At 30.4% G+C, this 18685-nt stretch carries 20 protein-coding genes and 1 riboswitch; of the genes, 19 read left to right on the forward strand and 1 reads right to left on the reverse strand.

The features are described from left to right. The first annotated feature begins 433 nt into the window (after positions 1-433). Positions 434-1519 carry a C39 family peptidase gene (locus BUA48_RS08640; RefSeq protein ID WP_084666191.1) on the forward strand — a complete coding sequence of 362 codons (1086 nt, stop codon included), beginning with the start codon at positions 434-436 and terminating at the stop codon, positions 1517-1519. Positions 1520-1729: 210 nt separating this feature from the next. Here BUA48_RS08640 and BUA48_RS08645 read toward each other — a convergent pair whose 3' ends face one another. After that, positions 1730-2299 carry a hypothetical protein gene (locus BUA48_RS08645; protein WP_072831659.1) on the reverse strand — a complete coding sequence of 190 codons (570 nt, stop codon included), beginning with the start codon at positions 2297-2299 and terminating at the stop codon, positions 1730-1732. Positions 2300-2514: 215 nt separating this feature from the next. On the opposite strand from BUA48_RS08645, the gene BUA48_RS08650 reads away from it, so the two are divergent. From BUA48_RS08650 to fliB, 18 genes are all read left to right on the forward strand, one after another. Then, a complete protein-coding gene (locus tag BUA48_RS08650; RefSeq protein WP_072831660.1) occupies positions 2515-2979 on the forward strand; it encodes a hypothetical protein in 465 nt (154 codons plus the stop codon). A 628-nt stretch (positions 2980-3607) separates the two neighbouring features. Further along, entirely contained in the window at positions 3608-5164 is a 1557-nt protein-coding gene (locus BUA48_RS08655; protein WP_072831661.1) for an AbgT family transporter, read from the forward strand. A gap of 186 nt (positions 5165-5350) precedes the next feature. Continuing rightward, positions 5351-6454, forward strand: a complete 1104-nt coding sequence (locus BUA48_RS08660) for a M20/M25/M40 family metallo-hydrolase (RefSeq protein ID WP_072831662.1) — start codon at positions 5351-5353, stop codon at positions 6452-6454. 190 nt (positions 6455-6644) lie between these two features. Further along, positions 6645-7295, forward strand: a complete 651-nt coding sequence (locus BUA48_RS08665; RefSeq protein ID WP_084666193.1) for a lytic transglycosylase domain-containing protein — start codon at positions 6645-6647, stop codon at positions 7293-7295. A gap of 1 nt (position 7296) precedes the next feature. Then, entirely contained in the window at positions 7297-7719 is a 423-nt protein-coding gene (locus BUA48_RS08670; protein ID WP_072831663.1) for a YaaR family protein, read from the forward strand. Between the two features lie 11 nt (positions 7720-7730). Next, positions 7731-8045, forward strand: coding sequence for a FliM/FliN family flagellar motor switch protein (locus BUA48_RS08675; RefSeq protein ID WP_072831664.1), 315 nt, complete (start codon positions 7731-7733; stop codon positions 8043-8045). A gap of 405 nt (positions 8046-8450) precedes the next feature. After that, positions 8451-8720, forward strand: a complete 270-nt coding sequence (flgM, locus tag BUA48_RS08680; RefSeq protein WP_072831665.1) for a flagellar biosynthesis anti-sigma factor FlgM — start codon at positions 8451-8453, stop codon at positions 8718-8720. Between the two features lie 4 nt (positions 8721-8724). Further along, positions 8725-9132 (forward strand): flagellar protein FlgN, encoded by a 408-nt coding sequence (locus tag BUA48_RS08685; protein ID WP_072831666.1) that lies wholly within the window; start codon positions 8725-8727, stop codon positions 9130-9132. A 130-nt stretch (positions 9133-9262) separates the two neighbouring features. Then, on the forward strand, positions 9263-10549 hold the full coding sequence (gene flgK / locus BUA48_RS08690; RefSeq protein WP_072831667.1) for a flagellar hook-associated protein FlgK: 1287 nt from the start codon (positions 9263-9265) through the stop codon (positions 10547-10549). A gap of 14 nt (positions 10550-10563) precedes the next feature. Continuing rightward, complete coding sequence (locus BUA48_RS08695) at positions 10564-11499, forward strand: flagellin N-terminal helical domain-containing protein (protein WP_072831668.1); 936 nt, start codon at positions 10564-10566, stop codon at positions 11497-11499. Positions 11500-11510: 11 nt separating this feature from the next. After that, positions 11511-11906 (forward strand): flagellar assembly protein FliW, encoded by a 396-nt coding sequence (gene fliW, locus BUA48_RS08700; RefSeq protein WP_072831669.1) that lies wholly within the window; start codon positions 11511-11513, stop codon positions 11904-11906. Further along, complete coding sequence (csrA, locus tag BUA48_RS08705) at positions 11890-12102, forward strand: carbon storage regulator CsrA (RefSeq protein WP_072831670.1); 213 nt, start codon at positions 11890-11892, stop codon at positions 12100-12102. Before fliW ends, csrA begins: the two co-directional genes overlap by 17 nt. Positions 12103-12114: 12 nt before the next feature. Next, positions 12115-12495, forward strand: a complete 381-nt coding sequence (gene fliS / locus BUA48_RS08710) for a flagellar export chaperone FliS (protein ID WP_072831671.1) — start codon at positions 12115-12117, stop codon at positions 12493-12495. A 14-nt stretch (positions 12496-12509) separates the two neighbouring features. Continuing rightward, entirely contained in the window at positions 12510-13961 is a 1452-nt protein-coding gene (fliD, locus tag BUA48_RS08715; protein WP_072831672.1) for a flagellar filament capping protein FliD, read from the forward strand. 3 nt (positions 13962-13964) lie between these two features. Continuing rightward, the gene (locus tag BUA48_RS08720) at positions 13965-14288 is read left to right on the forward strand and encodes a hypothetical protein (RefSeq protein ID WP_072831673.1); all 324 of its coding nucleotides are present in this window, start codon (positions 13965-13967) and stop codon (positions 14286-14288) included. A 101-nt stretch (positions 14289-14389) separates the two neighbouring features. Further along, a complete protein-coding gene (locus BUA48_RS08725) occupies positions 14390-15571 on the forward strand; it encodes a flagellin N-terminal helical domain-containing protein (RefSeq protein WP_072831674.1) in 1182 nt (393 codons plus the stop codon). Positions 15572-15793: 222 nt separating this feature from the next. Further along, positions 15794-16975 carry a flagellin N-terminal helical domain-containing protein gene (locus tag BUA48_RS15910; protein WP_072831675.1) on the forward strand — a complete coding sequence of 394 codons (1182 nt, stop codon included), beginning with the start codon at positions 15794-15796 and terminating at the stop codon, positions 16973-16975. Between the two features lie 108 nt (positions 16976-17083). After that, a complete protein-coding gene (fliB, locus tag BUA48_RS08735) occupies positions 17084-18304 on the forward strand; it encodes a flagellin lysine-N-methylase (protein WP_072831676.1) in 1221 nt (406 codons plus the stop codon). A 273-nt stretch (positions 18305-18577) separates the two neighbouring features. Further along, positions 18578-18660: riboswitch (cyclic di-GMP riboswitch) on the forward strand. Positions 18661-18685: the final 25 nt, after the last annotated feature.

The following is an 18685-nucleotide window of genomic DNA, read 5'->3' on the forward strand; positions in this document are numbered from 1 at the left end:
AATCTTATTCACAATTATGAGAATCCGTGATACAATACATTATGGAACGTATTTACAAAATTTGTAAATATAACCCCGAGTTTATGTTAGAAATATTCATAGTTATATTTTATGTATTAAATTTTATTTTTATAACTTAAATAGTTACATTAAAGGAATATATTCAAAGTGAATAAAAAGTTAATATATATAAATTTTTATTCACTGCATACATCTTAACTTTATGTATGGTTTTACTTAACATTGAAGATTAATGATATATGGTGTGAAGGTTCTTCATTATAAAGGTATATCGATTAAAAAATCTTTTTAAAGAAATAGAATTTAAAATAACTAAGGGGTTGCTTAATTATTTTAAAATATTAACATATGTAAAATGAAAATATATTTTCATGGTGGGGAAATAAATTTAAAATAGATTGGAGTTAAGGTAATGATAAAAGTAGATGATATAAGAGAAAAAAATACTTCAACTATTAAGAAAAAAAGTTTAAATAAGCAAAATTCAAGAAAAAGTACCGGTGTAAGTTCTAGGGTAAATATAAGCAGTAAGGTAAGTAAAAATAACAAGAGACAAATGAAGGTTAAAGTATACACATATATTTTAAAAGGAATGATTATTCTTATAATAGGTTTATCTATAACAAGCATAAGAATATTTGCAAAAAATGTGAATATGTTCGCTAAGAATAAAAAGCCTAGTAATGAGATTACAGCGCAGGCTTTAAATAAGGATGAAGAAAATAAAAAAGAAGATAATACCTTTAAGAAAGAAGAAGTTAAAAATGAAAGTAATATTGAGGGTGAAGATAAGGAAGAGAAGGTAAAAGTGGAAGAAAAACCTGCGGATGCAGAGAAACCACAAAAACAGGAAGAGGATAAAGTAGTGGAAGCTTCAGAGGAAGTAAATGAAGCTCCTAAAAGTAAATCCTTGGATGTGAGGTTAATATCTCAAAATCCAGAATTATATAATGGCTGTGAGGTAACTTGCTTGGCCATGCTATTAAATTATAAAGGCATTAAGGTGGACAAGATGACCTTAGCTAAGGAAATGAAAAAGAATCCAACTAAAGCTGTATACAATAGTAATAATAAAATTACTAAATGGGGAAATCCTAAGTATGGGTTTGTAGGCGATGTGTATGGTGCTACTGGAATAGGGTATTCAATAGATCCGGAGCCATTAATGCCTTTAGTTAGTAAACATAATAAGAATCCTAAGAATTTAACTGGGAAGTCTTTAGATGATATAAAGGAGTCTATTAATAATGAAAACCCAGTGCTTGTATGGGTAGAGAGCAATTTTTCATATCCAATTGAATTTATTCAATGGACTGATGAAAAAGGAGAAAAAGTAAAGGCTACCTTTGATATACATGCAATATTAATAACAGGATATGATGATGAAAATATGTATTATAATGATCCTTTAACTGGGGAGAAGAATAAATCAATTTCACAAAAGAGATTTACACAAGTCTGGAAAGAGATGGGATCAAAAGCCTTAAGTATAGATTAGATAAAGTATATATATTCTAATAAAGAATCTTAATTCATTTTAGAATAAATTCAATTATTAATATAAATGTAGAATATTAATTAAAACTTATATATTAGGAAAATAAAAGCAATATTTATATCTAAGTTAAGTCACTTATATATAAATATTGCTTTTATATTATTTGCTTAATATTATTTTTAAGTTTTATCTTTATCTCTATAGGTATCTTTATTTTTCTGAAAGTCCACCTAAAAGTTTAAGAAAGTTTTCATCATTAAACCATTGAAGTACCCATGATTTATCTTCTTTAACAAAGGTAAACTCTATTTTCTGATCTATGTATGAAGGACTTTTTTCTTTTAATTGTTTTACGAGAATTTTTCTAAAATCATCCTCAGAACTAGAAACATTCTTTAAATCTTCACTATATTCATCAATGTTTTTAAAGGTTTCTGTTATTGCCTTTTTAGTGTCTACAGTTGTTATGTCTACAAGAACCTTTGAAGTATTTCCATCAATAACTACCTTTTCAATTTTATAATTCATTTCTTTTAAAATTGTGTCATAAAGTTCTAAGTCGGTTGGGGATAAGTCTAACTCTTCTTTGACCTCCTGTGGAGTTGCTCCGAAGTATTCAACTACAGTTGATTCAAATCCTTTCTCTTTAAATGAAGTCATAACTTCGTCTATAAATTTGCTTTGTTGTTTGCTTAGTAAATCGTCAACTTGGCTACAGCCTGAGAAAAGTACAGTTGCAATTAAAAGCATAGGTAAAATAAGTTTTTTAAAAGCTTTCATTCCCTTAGAATCCTCCTAAAATAAAAAATAAATTAAACAAAGTCTATCAAATATAGACTTTTTGATACAAGAAAATACATTATACTTAGTATACATTATAATATTTCCATAAGTAAATAAAAATATAATGTCGTGTTAAAAAGTGGTAAAATTTAAAGCAAAACAAGAAAAGGGTGTATATATTATAAGTATAGGATGCTTTGAGGAGTGGGACTTTGAAAAAGAGACTTGGGGTTTTAGTACTACTTATTATAATAGTATCTACAGTTTTTATAGTTAAGTTAAAGAATATAGATGCTATAGAAGAACCAACGGAAATTAAAGTTTATATGCAGGGAAAAGAATACTTACTTTGTAAAGGAGAACAGGAATTTAAGAAAATCTTAGAGGGAATAAACCAAAGCTTGAAAAAGAAAAGTGCAATAAAAGTAAAAGCTATAAGTGAGGAAGATTTAAAGCTCTTAAAAGAAAAAGGGAAATGCATAGAGTTATCATATGATATTTTTGAGTGTGATAAATTTAACATAAATCATAGCACTGAAACAATAAATTATGATAAAATTTTGATTCCCTTGAATTACAAAAATGAAGCTAATGTAATATATCTTGGAGATGAAAAGGGATACACAAATGACGGAATAGACTTTAAAGATATTTTTTTAAACTTTGATATAAGGTGAGGAGTTTAGGTAGTATATTTAAAAATAAAAAGAAGGAAAATATATGCATAGGGGGTAGGGGTATTGGTATAACTAGTTTTATAAAAGAAAAAACCTTGAACTTAAAGAATCATAATTCATTTAAGTTCAAGGTTTTTTTGATTTTAATTTTAGTAAGTTAAAGCTTTACTGTAATAATTTGTTGAAATACTTGAATGTTTTCTTTGAGTAACATTCATAAATTTAAAAATACATAACATAAAGTTCAGAAAATGGCGAATAAACAAATAAAACCAATGGTATTGTGTTAAAAGTTTAATTTGATTTATGCAATTAATAAAATTTTCTCAAAATTAATTGACGCATAAAAATATCTGTGATAACATACATGTAAGCTAAAATGTTAATAAGACGTTTAGAAAATGGACAATCTATTAATATTAAAAATTTAAAAGTGTAAATTAATAATTTACAAGGTAGTTAAGCTAAAAGTAGTTAAGCTAAGATGAATTTTCGTAAAGTTAACTAGTTTAGCTAGGTTAAGTTGAATTTTCATAGTAGTGAATTAACTAATCATTAATCAAATAGTTTATCATACCAAAGAAGATAGGGGTAAAATCTCAAAACTAAAAACAAAGGGAGTGAAAGTATGAAATCAGCAGAAAAACAAAAAAAGGGCGTTTTTGGTAAGTTTCTTGATTTTGTAGAGAGAACGGGAAATGCTATGCCACATCCAGTTACGATTTTCGTAATCTTCTGTTTAGCTATTATAGTTATATCTGGAATATGTGCAAAGTTGGGAGTTTCAGTTTCTTATGAAGGTATTAATCCAAAAACTTTAGAAAAAACTCAAATGACTGTGTCAGCAGTTAGTTTAATGTCAGCAGATGGTATAAGATATATGCTAACATCAGCTGTTAAGAACTTTACAAGTTTCGCACCACTTGGAACAGTACTTGTTGCAATGTTAGGTGTTGGTGTTGCTGAAGGAACAGGATTAATTTCGGCAGCTATTAGAAAGTTAGTTTTAAGTACTCCAAAGAGCTTAATAACAGCAGTTGTTGTTTTCGCAGGGGTAATGTCAAACGTTGCATCAGATGCAGGGTATATAGTTCTAGTACCATTAGGTGCTGTTATATTCTTAAGCTTTAAGCGTCATCCATTAGCAGGTATAGCAGCTGCATTCGCAGGGGTATCTGGTGGATTTAGTGCAAACCTTATGATAGGTACAATTGACCCACTATTAGGGGGAATTAGTACAGAGGCAGCTAGAATATGGGATCCAGCTTATACAGTTGAACCAACAGCAAACTTATTCTTTATGATGGTTTCAACAATTTTAATAGTAGTATTAGGTACAATCGTTACAGAAAAAATAGTAGAGCCAAGACTTGGTAAATACAAGGGTGATACTAATGTAGATGTTGAAGGAATTACAGCTCAAGAGAGCAAAGGTTTAAGATATGCATTAATCGCGTTAATTGCATTAGTTGCAGTAATACTTGTTATGACAGTTCCATCATGGGGTATATTAAGACACCCTGAAACAGGGGCATTATTAAAATCACCATTTATGGATGGTATGGTAACAATAATATTACTTGTATTCTTAGTTCCTGCTATAGCATATGGTATAGGTTCAGGTAGTATAAAGAATGATAAACAAGTTGTTAGTGCTATGTCTAAGTCAATGGCATCTATGGGTGGATACATAGTATTAGTTTTCGTAGCAGCACAATTCGTTGCTTACTTCAGTCACACTAACTTAGGGACAATCCTTGCAGTTAAGGGTGCAGATTTCTTAAAGAACACAGGAATAAACGGTATTCCTTTAATTATAGCATTCGTAATACTAGCTGCATTCATAAACCTATTCATGGGTTCTGCATCAGCTAAATGGGCTATCTTAGCTCCGATATTTATACCAATGTTAATGCAAGTTGGGTTCTCTCCAGAGTTAACTCAGGTTGCTTACAGAATTGGTGACTCTACAACAAATATAATTTCTCCGTTAATGTCTTACTTTGCATTAATAGTAACCTTTGCAGAGAAATATGATAAAGAGTCAGGAATAGGAACATTAATATCAACAATGGTTCCATATTCAATGATATTCTTAGTTGGATGGGTTGTTATGTTAATAGTTTGGTACATGTTAGGTCTTCCATTAGGTCCAGGAGTACCACTACACTATCCAATGATGTAGTTTGAAAATCCTTCTCTAAATTTTAGAGTTGATAATAAGATGTAATTACTTGAAAGTTTTATATAGCAAAAGGTACCTTTTTAATTAAGGTACCTTTTGTTCATACTAAAGGGTGAATAAGCAGAAAGAAAGGAGGATTTAGTGAGGGGCTAAGAGTGCAATGTATTCTCTCACTAAAGAAAGATTATGATAAATGAAAACAGAGTAGTAGAAGAGTTCTTAAAATATGTAAAGGTAAATAGTGAAACTAGAAATGAATTAGAATTTGCTAAACTTATGATCAGTGAATTAGAAGCCTTAGGATTCGAAGTTGAGATGGATAATGCAGGAGAAATCATAGGTGGAAATAGTGGCAATGTAATTGCTAAATTAGCTGGAACTAATGATAAAGAACCTGTATTATTTAGTTGTCATATGGATACAGTAACTCCGGGAAATGACATAAAACCTATAGTTAAAGATGGTGTTATATATAGTGATGGAACTACTATTTTAGGTGGAGATGATAAAGCTGGTATAGCTGCAATTATTGAAGCTTTAAAAACTATAAAAGAAAACAATATAGATCATAGACCAATAGAAGTCTTTTTCAGTGTATGTGAAGAGGGTGGATTATTTGGATCAAAGAATTTAGATTATACTAAGATAAATTCAAGAATTGCCTTTGTTTTAGACAGTGGCGGAGATGTTGGAAAGATTATAGTTAAGGGACCAGCACAGGATAAAATCTTTGCTAAGGTTATTGGAAAACCTGCACATGCTGGGGTATGTCCAGAGGAAGGCATTAGTGCTATTCAAGTAGCATCAGAAGCTATTTCAAATATGAAACTTCTAAGAATAGATGAAGAAACTACTGCTAATATAGGCTCAATAAATGGTGGAGGAGCTACTAATATAGTTTGTCCAGAAATCATAATAAATGCTGAGGCGAGAAGTTTGAATTCAGATAAACTTGATGCTCAAACAGCACATATGGTTAAGTGTTTTGAAGATGCAGCAGAGAAGTTTGGTGCAAAGGTTGAGATTGAAACAAAGAGAATGTATGGACCATTTGTTGTAGATGAAAATGATGAGTTAGTAAATATGGTTAAGGAAGCTTGCAGTGCCATAGGACTAAAAGGCTTCACAGATTCAACAGGTGGCGGAAGTGACACCAACATATTAAATTGTAATGGAGTTAAAGCTGTTAACTTAGGAATAGGTGAAAGAAAGCCTCATACCTTAGAGGAACATCTTCATATAGTAGATTTAGTTAACACAGCTAAATTAGTATTAGAATTAATGAAGTAGTTAAAAAGTAAAATATAGACTATGACAGAAAGAATTTAAGAGAAATATATGATATTATTTTAAGTGAATAATATTCTATATTTCAATTAGGATTTTAATGTCATGGTCTTATTTTTTTAGTATTGCTAAAGATATGTATTTCTTTGACGTATAATAAACAGAGTATTTAATTATATTTAGAGGTGATTTTATGATAGATAATTTAAAGGGGCTTAATAATATTGCAGGACTTTCAAGTATAAATAGTTTAGGTGGATGTAAATGCAATTCTAATAGTAGTGCTACTTCAGATGTGTTTAATATGGTTCTGGAAAACCTTCTTAAAGCAATGAGAGAACAGAAGCAAAGAGAGGCAAATAAATCAGAGAATATTGAATTATTTAATAATGTATTAGGAAACTTTAATAATATTATATCGGTAAATAATGAAAGTCTAAATAAGGATGAAAAAATAGCTGTGGCAATAGATAAGGCATCAGCAAAATATGGGGTAGATGCAAACCTTATAAGAGCTATAATAAAGGCTGAGTCTAATTTCAACCCTAATGCAGTATCTTCTGCAGGTGCTATGGGACTTATGCAAATTATGCCTGCGAACTTTAAATCCTTAGGTATTACTGATCCACTAAGTATTGAGCAAAATATTGAAGGTGGGGTACGTCATATAAAACAGTATCTTGATAGATATAATGGAAATGTGGAAATGGCATTAATGGCTTATAATGGTGGACCAGGCAGAATGGTAAGTAGAGGGGTAACCTCTGTAAATGACATATATAAGATGCCTAAGGAAACTCAGAATTATGTTCCTAAGGTAATGAAGTATTATAGAGGAATATAGGATGAAAATTGAAGGATTAAATGTAAGCAGGAATATGAAACTACAAGAAAAGACCATTAGTACTAAGGGTGGATTTTCGGATAATCTTGCAAAGTCTTATAGGTCTGCAACAAAGGAAGAGCTAGAGGCGTACATAAAGGATATTAGAAAAAAGGGCAATAGATTAGTAATAACTAAAACCTATGCTGATGTGAAAAGCTATAAGGATACAATAAAAAGTTATTTGAAAACTGTGGTAGATTATACATACGCACTAAACAAAAATATAGGTTTTTGGGAAAACCAATATTACTCTACAGTAGAAACTATAAATGAAAAATTAGAGACTTTGACTCAAGAAGTATTAAATGAAGAAAAAGAAAACTTAGATATATCAGCAACGATAGATAATATACAAGGCTTGTTGGTAGATATCTATAAGTAAAGGGGAATAACATGGAAACAGGATTAAAGGAAAATCTATACGAAGTTGAATTCGAGTCTTTGAAGATAAAAGATATTGAGGAATTTAAAGATAAAAGCACAATATTAAATGCAAAGCTTGAAGTTAGTGTAACTATGGGAAGTTGCAAAAGTAGTATAAAGAACATTTTAGACTTAAAAGTTGGAGATGTTATAGTTTTAGATAAAACAGTGGACGAGGATTTAGATATTAATATTAACAGTAGAGTTGTTGCCTTTGGTGAGCCTATCAAGGTTGATGACCAAATATCAGTAAGACTTCTAGATTTTAAAAACAAAATTGATTAAAAATATTGATGTTTAAAGATGAGTGTAGAACTTTTTAAAAGTATACACTCATTATTTTTGCTTAAAAGCTAAATAATTTTAGAAGTTAGCCGATAATATATAATGAAACTTTTTTTCATGATATTTGAAGGAGTAAACTCACATTAGCCAAATCAAAGATTTATATATGGTTTAGGGAAACTCCTTCTCACGATGTTCGAAGGAGTAAATTCACATTAGCCAAATCGAAGATTTGTATAAGGTTTAGGGAAACTCCTTTTCATGATATTCAAAGGAGTAAATTCACATTAGCCAAATCAAAGATTTGGATGTTGATTTAAAGAGACTCCTTCTCATGGTATTCGAAGGAGTAAATTCACATTAGCCAAATCAAAGATTTGGATGTTCATTTATGGAGGTAGAGAGATGAAAGTTGATTGTATACAAAGAAATACAATGATAAATGCTTATAATAGACAAAGACAACCTCTTAAGCAAGAAGAAATGATTAAGCAGAACAAAGATAAGGTAATTATTTCAGAGGATGCTAAACAATTAAGCAAACTAAATAGTGATAATGAAAATATAAATATAGATAAAATTAATGAAATAAAAAACAGAATAAAACAAGGAACTTATAGTGTGAGTTCAAAGGATATAGCAAAGAAAATTATTGAGGTAACAAAAGGAGAGTAACTAAATGAATCCAGAATTGAAACTAGTTATCTTTGAAGAGAAAAAGCTTTTACAGGATCTTTTAGAGTTATTAGAAAAGCAGTATGAAGCAGTTGTTAATAAGGAATTAATGACCTTAGAAAAACTTACTGAAACCATAGAGAATGCAGGTAAAAATCTTGCAGCTATAGAAATTAAAAGACGTAGCTTAGTTAAGGAAGAAAAATTCAGTGAGATAATAGCAAGCAGTGAAGATGACCATGTTAAAGAAGTGTATGAAGAGATAAAGAGTTTACTTCATAATTTGGAATTACAGAAGAATACTAATGATACAATAATAAAACAAAATCTATTTTTCACAAATAAAATGATAAATGTTATTAAACCATCAAAATCCGCAGGAACATATAATTCCTATGGAAAAACTAGATAATTAGAGAAATTCATATAGACAAATCAAAGATTTGCATATGGTTTAGGGAAACTCCTTCTCACGATGTTCGAAGGAGTAAATTCACATTAGCCAAATCGAAGATTTGGATGTTCATTTAGGGGGGATACATATGGCAAATTTATTGGGAAGCCTTCATTCGGCAGCATCAGGAATGAGAGCGAGTCAAATAGCGATACAAACAACATCACATAATGTTACAAATATGAAAACTCCAGGGTATAGCAGGCAAAGGGTAGAACAAAGTGCAAATAGACCTTTTAGTCAGCCAGGGCTTAATAGTCATTTAGGTGCAGGACAGCTTGGAACAGGGGTACAAGTTAATGATATTACAAGAATAAGAAACAGTTTTTATGATTTTCAATTTAGAAGTGAAAGTCATAGCTATGGGGATGTAAGTGTAAAGTATGATTATTATAAAAGTATGGAAATCATATTCGATGAACCTTCAAATAATTCAATCTCATCATCACTTAATAAATTCTTTAATGGATGGAATGAGTTATCTAAGGACCCTAACAATGTAGGAGCTAAAAATATTGCAGTAGAGAATGCTAAATACTTAGCTAATAACATAAATAAAGTAAGTAAAAAGTTAGATACTTTACAAGAAAACTTAAACAAGCAGTCAGAGGATATTTTAGCAGATGTAAATCAAAGTCTTACAGCTCTTAAAGATTTAGAGAAAAGCATAAAAATAGTAGAAGCTACAGGAAAAAGTCCAAATGATTTGTTAGATGAAAGAGATAAAATATTAGATGACTTAAGTTTTAAAATAAATATATATGATGATGATGTAAAGGCTGCTATGCAAGATGGTAAACTTGAACAAGCTGAGGTTGATAAATTAATTAAGGACAACAAGCTTTCAGGGGAACTAGGCGCAACAGCTGAAATGAATAAGGAAATAGATAAGTATAAGGAAAAGGTTGAAGAATTAGCAAAGGTAATTGCAAGCAATGTAAATAAGGTTGCAGGACAAGAAATCTTTATTTTTGATGCCAAGGGTGATGAAATGCTTTCTGTAAATCCAGAGATTTTAGAAGATGTATCAAAGCTTGAGATGACATCAGACTTAGCAACTGAATTATATAAATTAAAGGATAAGAAGGTAACCTTTGGAGAAGCTCCAAATCAAAAGGAATTAACAATAAATAATTTTTATAATAATACTATTCAGGAGTTAGGAAAAGCATCACAAACTGTTATAAGACAAGAAGCTAATCAAAGTAAAATATTAGCGAGTATAGATAAGTCAAGAATGAGTGTATCAGGAGTTGCTTTAGATGAAGAAATGATTAACTTAGTACAATTTCAACATGCATATAATGCAAGTGCAAAGGTTGTATCTACTGTTGATGCTTTACTGGATGTAGTAATTAATGGGCTAATTAGATAAGTTGGAGGAAAATTATGAGAATCACTAATGGAAGTATGATGAGTAGTTATTTAAGAGAGGTTCAAAGTAACCTTCAAACTATGGACAAGTTAAACACACAATTAACTACAACTAAACAAATTAATAAGATATCTGATGATCCGCTTAAAACAATAAAGATATTAAATTTAAATAATGAGATAGAAGATGTTGAAAAGTACAATTATAATTGTGATGAAATTACAGGATGGTTAGAGCTTACAGATGAAGCACTAGGAACTGTATCAAATTTAACTACTGATATTAAAACTCTTTTAACATCAATAAGTGGTACCTTTGGTAAGGACGAGATAAAAGCAGTTCAGTCAGAGGTTAATGAAAAGATTAAACAAATTGGAGAGGCAATGAATACAACCTATGCAGGGAAGTATGTCTTTGGTGGAAGTTTAACAGATGAAGCACCTGTTAAGATTGAGACAGATAAGGATGGAAATGTATCATTAACTGTTAATAATGCAGGGGATGCCAAATTAAATGATAAGTTAAACACTGTAGTATCTAGTGGAATAAAGGTTGATTATAACTTAACTCTTAATGATATAACAAAAACTAATGGTGCAGAAACAGGCTCAACAAGTGGACTGGAATTATTAAATGATTTATCTAAAAAACTTAACGAGGATCCGATAAATATGGATGATTTACATAAAATATCCAAGGATTTAGAAGGGTACATGAGTGATATATTAAATAATAGAGCTATAGTTGGAGCGAGAACTAATACCGTGGAGCAAGTGAAGGATAACAACGAAGATAATATCTTAGAGATGAAGACTGCACTTTCTGTTACACAGGATGTTAATAGTGTTGAAAAATTTATTGAATTAAAATCAGCAGAAATGGTGTATAATGCTAGTCTTCAGGTTAGCTCTAAATTGTTTCAAACTACAATATTAGATTACTTGAGATAGGGGTAAGACAAATGAAGGTAAGATTTAATAAAGGTATACCAGGTTTTGATACACTTAGAGAATTTGAAATAAAAAATTTAGAGGGTAATGATAGATTTAAGATACTTCAATCGGAGGAAAAAGAAATAAGCTTTGTAACTGTGAATCCCTTTGATATTTATAGTGAATATGAGATAAACTTAAATGATGAAACTATAAAAGAACTTGCAATAGAAAATGCAGAGGATGTTTTAATTTTAAGCATAATAACACTTGGTAAAACCTTAGAGACAAGTACTATGAATTTAAAGGCTCCTGTTGTTATTAATATAAAAAATGGCTTAGGGAAGCAATTTATATTAAAAAGTGAAAGCTATGAAACAAAGCATCCTTTAATAAGGAGAGAGCAGAATGTTAGTAATCAATAGAAAGAAAGATGAATCAATATTAATTGGTGATGACATTGAAATTAAAATAGCAAAAATAGAAGATGGAAGTGTAAAGATAGCTATTTCAGCACCGAGAGAAGTAACTATACTTAGAAAAGAAATACTAGATAAAGTAAAAGAAGAAAATAAGAATGCTATAAACAAGGACTTAGATATCCTAAAGTTGCTTAAGTAGGAGGCTTTGAGAATGTATACAACAAATCCATATAATGCATACAAACAAAACACAGTAAAGATGGCGTCAAAGGAACAGTTATTACTTATGTTAGTTGATGGTGCGGTTAAATATACTAAGATAGCAAAACTAGCTATTGAGCAGAAAGACATAGCAAAGGCTCATAAGGAACTTACTAGAGTTCAGGATATCTTTACAGAATTAATGTCAACTTTAGATAGAAATGCTGGTGAAACGGCAGAAAACCTATTGAATCTTTATGAATTTATTAAGACACAGTTAGCACAGGCTAATATTAAAAAAGATGTGAAAATAATAGATGAAACCTTACCGATTATAGAAGAGATTAGAGATATGTGGCATGAGGTAAATAAAAAAGCTAAGGGACTGTAAAGGAGGGGGAACTTATGACATCAGTAAATTCAGTGAGAATACCAGGACTTGCATCTGGAATTGATACTGATCAAATGGTAAAGGATATGCTAATTGGTGAGCAAAATAAGATAGATAAAGCAAGTCAAACTCAACAAAGTAATAAATGGAAGCAACAAACCTATAGAGAGGTTATAAAAAGTGTAAAGGGATTATATGATAAGTACTTTACTGCAACATCACCAGATTACATTTTAGGAAGTAAATCTTTTAGTAGTATAACTGTTAACAGCTCTAATAGTAATGTTATAAGCGCAACTGCAGGGGCAGGAGCTAAGAATATAAATTATAAATTTAAAGTGGATAAAATGGCTCAACCAGCGAAGGTAGAAAGCAAAAACTTAGGTAAAGATGATGTTATATCTGATGTTGATACGAAAATAACTATAAATGGTAAAGATATAAACATTAAAGCTGGAGCTAAGGTAAATGATGTAGTTAAGAATATAAACGATACATTTAAAGAAGGCGAAGTGAAGGCATCTTATAGTGAGATGACAGGAAAGTTTACCATAGAGACTGGCAAGACGGGAGTATCATCAGAGCTTAAGCTTGAAGGAGATGTATTTACCAAACTAGATATGGACCTTAGCGCAAAGGGAAGTAATAATAAGGTAATGGTATTTCCAGCAGACACTACAAATCCATTACCAGCAGATGCACTTAAGGTAATAGAAAGTGAATCTAATACATTTACTATAGATAATATAACTTATAGTGTAAATGGTGTAAGTGATGAGCTTATATCAATGACTTCAAAAACTGATACAAAAGAGACTGTAGATAAAATGAAGTCATTCTTAGAAGATTATAATAAAATGATGGATAGCATTTATAATCAAGTAACTCAAAAGAAAAATAAGGACTATCCTCCACTTACAGAGGCTCAAAAGAAAGATATGAGCAAAGAGGAAATTGAAAAGTGGGAAGAAAAGGCTAAGGTAGGCTTGCTTAGAAATGATAGAGAACTAAGAAGCTTTATGGAAGATATAAAGGGAGCAATTTTCAGTACCGTAGAAGGTAGTGGAATGAAACTTAGCGATATAGGGATAAATTTAGATTCCGATTATAATAAACCAGGACAGCTTAAATTAGATGAAGATAAATTTAAAAAAGCATTAGAAACTAACGGAGACTTAGTTTATGAAACAGTAACAGGTGCCTTTAGTAAGGTAAAGGATATAACATATAAATACGCAGGAAGCTCTACAAGTATATTTGCTCAGAAATCCGGTATAGAAAAATCAGCTTCAGAAACAAATAATTTATTTTCAGAGCAAATAAGAAAGCAAGAGAAATATATAAAGGACTTAACTGCTAAGATGAATAAGAGAGAGCAAGCATTATATGCTAAATTTGCAAGACTAGAATCTAGTATGAATAAATTAAACTCTCAAATGAATTATCTTATGAGTGAGATGTCATAGGCTATGATAGAAGAATATAAAAATATCTCAATAGAGATAATGGACATATTAAAAATTGAAAATGTAAATGAATATGAGTTAGAAGCTAGATTTATTAAAAGACAAGAAATTCTTGATAAGTCTACTGAGGAAGAGTTAGAAGACTTTAGAAAAAACTATAGAAAGTCCGGAATATATGAAATAGATGAAGAGATAAAAAATAAACTACAAAAAGTAATTGGTGATGTGAAAAAGGAACTTAGTGATTACAAAGAAAAAAAGGCTGTTAATTTTGCTTATGCAAATATAAATAAAACTAATTTAAATATTTTTTCAAAAAAAGTGTAAAGTTTTGAGAAAATAGTACGATATATAATAATATAAGGAAAAAAAGCCTTTAAGAAGACAACAAGGATGTTGAAAAATGACAACTAGGGAGAGTGTAAACTATGAGAATTAACACAAACATCAATGCTATGACAGCAACAAACCAAGCAGCAAGAAATACAGCTTTAGCTGGAAATTCAATGGGCAAATTAGCTTCAGGCTTAAGAATCAACAAAGCTGGAGATGATGCAGCAGGACTTGCAATCTCTGAAAAAATGAGAAGTCAAATCAGAGGAATGGAGCAAGCTAACAGAAACACTCAAGACGGTGTATCTTTAGTTCAAACAGCAGAGGGAGCTACAGAAGAAATTGGAAACATAGTTCAAAGAATGAGAGAACTATCAGTACAAGCTTCAAACGAAACAAACACTGCAGGAGACAGAACAAAGATAACTGAAGAGTTAACTCAACTTCATTCAGAAATCGATAGAATAGCTGATTCAACTCAATTTAATGGTAAAACTATCTTAAATGGAGCTACTAAAGTAGGAGAAAAAATAGAGAAATCTATAGATACTGCAACAGGTACTACTATAGAGAACTTTGTTAATAAGGGGTTTGATTTATCAACTATAGCAGATACAACAGCACTTAAAATAACAACAGCTACTGATGGTAAGATAACAATGACAGGATTACCAGCTGGAAGTACAGTATCTGCAAAGACAGCAACAACAGATGGTAAATTAGCAGCTGGAGATACCGTTACTATAAAGGATTCCAAGGGTGGAGAAATTACATTTAATATTAAAACAACTATGGGAGCTGCAGGAGATGTAGTAATTGGTAAGGTAAAAGATACTAAAGTAGATATCAAAGGAAGTTCAGTAGATCTTCAAGTTGGAGCTAACACATCTGCATCAGAGAGTCTTAATGTTAAAATCATTAATGTTAATACTACAGAATTAGGATTAACTAAAGATGCAATAGCTGGAATTAAGGCAGAAGGAACTGCAGGAACAACTGCTGCTAAAACTATGATAGACAACCTAGACAAAGCTTTAGAAACTCTTAATACTTCAAGAGCTAACTTAGGTGCTATGCAAAATAGATTAGAAGCTACTTCTTCTAACTTAACTACTTCAACAGAGAATTTATCTGCTGCTGAATCAAGAATAAGAGACGTTGATGTTGCTAAAGAAATGATTAACTTATCTAAGTTAAATCTTTTATCACAAGCATCTCAAGCAATGGTTATGCAAGCTAAACAACAACCAGAAAGTGTTATGCAATTATTAAGATAGTCAATATGAAATTTTTAGGGTAAAGCACATGCTTTACCCTTTATTAATATGTAAAAAAGAAATCTTATAAGAAAAAACAAGAATTGATAAAATAATTTGAACATTTTTTCAAAAAGAGTGTAAAGTTTTCAAGAATCAGTACGATATATAATAACATAAGGTGAAAAGACCTTTAAAATGACATGGATGTCAAATAATTAAAACTAGGGAGAGTGTAAAATTATGAGAATTAACACAAATATCAATGCTATGACAGCAACAAACCAAGCAGCAAAAAACACAGGTTTAGCTGGAAATTCAATGAACAAATTAGCTTCAGGCTTAAGAATCAACAAAGCTGGAGATGACGCAGCAGGACTTGCAATCTCTGAAAAAATGAGAAGCCAAATCAGAGGAATGGAGCAAGCTAACAGAAACACTCAAGACGGTGTATCTTTAGTTCAAACAGCAGAGGGAGCTACAGAAGAAATTGGAAACATAGTTCAAAGAATGAGAGAACTATCAGTACAAGCTTCAAACGAAACAAACACTGCAGGAGACAGAACAAAGATAACTGAAGAGTTAACTCAACTTCATTCAGAAATCGATAGAATAGCTGATTCAACTCAATTTAATGGTAAAAAGATATTAAATGGTGCAGAAAAAGTTGGTACAAAGGTTGGAGTGTCATCATTCGAATCAGGTAAGGATGCAGAGTATGGAATATCTGGGTTAGAAGAACTTGGAGTAAAAGGTGATATTAAAATAACTACTGCGGTAAGTACTGATACTAAAGGATCAAAACTTACAGTTAAAGTTGGATCAGAGACATTTATATTAGATAACATAACTACTGCTGACAATACAGGAAAATTAAATGCTGGAGATTATGTCTTAAAAAGTGGAGATAAAGAAATAACATTTACTGTTAAAACAACTATGACGGCAGCAGCAGGTGCAGATACTAAGATAGCTACGGCTGGAGATGTAGATGTTAAAGGAAGCACAGTTAACCTTCAAGTTGGAGCTAATACATCTGCATCAGAGGGACTTAATGTTAAAATAGCTAATGTTAATACTACAGAGTTAGGATTAACTCAAGCTGCAATAGCTGGAATGAAGGCAGAAGGAGCTACAGGAACAACTGCTGCTAAGACTATGATAAAGAGTTTAGATAAAGCTTTAGAAACTCTTAATACTTCAAGAGCTAATTTAGGTGCTATGCAAAATAGATTAGAAGCTACTTCTTCTAACTTAACTACTTCAACAGAGAATTTATCTGCTGCTGAGTCAAGAATAAGAGACGTTGATGTTGCTAAAGAAATGATTAACTTATCTAAGTTAAATCTTTTATCACAAGCTTCTCAAGCAATGACTATGCAAGCTAAGCAACAACCAGAAAGTGTTATGCAATTATTAAGATAATTAATTGTAGTTTTTAAAGGATAAAGCTTAGGCTTTATCCTTTATTGATATATATGAGTAAGTAAAGGGAGTTTATTGATATATATCAATAAAAAAGGGGAAATGATAATGACAAGACATAAGGTGTTAAGTATAGATTTTTATGATGACTTTCAGTGTGTAGGTAATAAATGTGAGGATCATTGTTGCAAGGATTGGTCAATAACAGTAGATAAAAAAACCTATGTTAAATATCAAAAGCTACCAGTTTCAGAGTTTAAGAAGAAGTTAAGTAGTCATATAAATAGAAATAGAAAAGCTAAAAGCGATTATGCATATGGTAAGATAAATCTTGTTGAGAAAGAGTGTCCTATGCTTTTGCAGGATAGATTATGTGAGGTTTATTTAAATCTTGGACCAGAAAATATGTGTTATACATGTAGAATATACCCAAGAATATTTAACAAAGTAGATGATACTTTAGAGCAATCCTTAACTATTTCTTGTATTGAGGTAGCTAGAAATTTATTATTAAGGGAAAATCCTATAGAATTTAACTTAGATATAAAAGAAGTATCAGAATTTAACGTGGTAAGAAACATTAGCACAAAGAACTTTAAAAATATAAGTCATAGATATTTTAATGAGATGAGAGAATTTTCAATAGGTTTAATTCAAAATAGAAGATTAACAATTGAAAATAGATTAGCTATCTTAGGATTGTTTATAAAAAAGGTTTCTGAAAATAGTGGTTTAGAGGAAAGAATTGAAGATGTTATTTGTAATTTTAATAATCTTATAGAGGCTGGTCAATATGATAAATTAATAGAGAGTCTTATAAGTGAAAAGAGTGTTGATGCACAGTTAGAATTTTTAACTCAATTAAACAACATTATTTTAAGTAAAAGAATAAATAACAAAAGGTTTATAGCAAACTTTGAAAAAGTAAGTGAAGGACTTAACCTTGAAAGTGGAGATGGTAATGAAATAAAAGCTGCTTTTGTGGATTCCTTAGAAAAGAGTTATAGAGACTTTATAAGCAAGCACCAATACATATATGAAAACTACTTAGTGTGTTATATGTTTAAGACTATGTTCCCTAGCAGTGAAAAAAATATCATGGAAATCTATTTATCTTTAATAGTACAATTTTCAATATTAAAGATGAATATGATTGGCTTATGTCAGTATTACAAAGAGGAAATGGACACAGATAAAACGCTAAACCTTATACAAAGCTATGCGTCAGTAACAGAGCATGATGAATTTTTAGCTAGTAAGTTACAAGAATTTTTGAAGGATAAGGAATACACTAGTCTTGCTCATGGCTTTACTATAATGGGAAAGTAAAGACAACTTAATTGTACTTTCAAATAGTATGGAGTAAAAGAGATTATACTTAGGTATAGTCTTTTTTATTATTTTAGATAAATAGTATGGAGTAGAAAAGATTATCCTTAAGTATAATCTTTTTTACGTTTTCAAAGCTATTGTTTATGAGGTTTAAGGTAAATTTTGTAGGGAAAAAAGTAAAATAAAAAAATACAAAAAATGAAAAAAATTTTTGAATTATGTAAAAACATATAGAAATAAATAAGAATCACGTATATAATAGTATTTATAGAATAAAAATGGCAAAACTAGGGAAACTTAGTGACGCAAAACTACAGGGGCTAAAATAAATATTATGCCAGCCAGTTGCCGAAGAGTTAGTAAACTTTTTGTATTATA

It is taken from the genome of Clostridium collagenovorans DSM 3089 (assembly GCF_900130005.1).
In the GTDB taxonomy this organism is placed as follows: Bacteria; Bacillota; Clostridia; order Clostridiales; family Clostridiaceae; genus Clostridium_D; species Clostridium_D collagenovorans.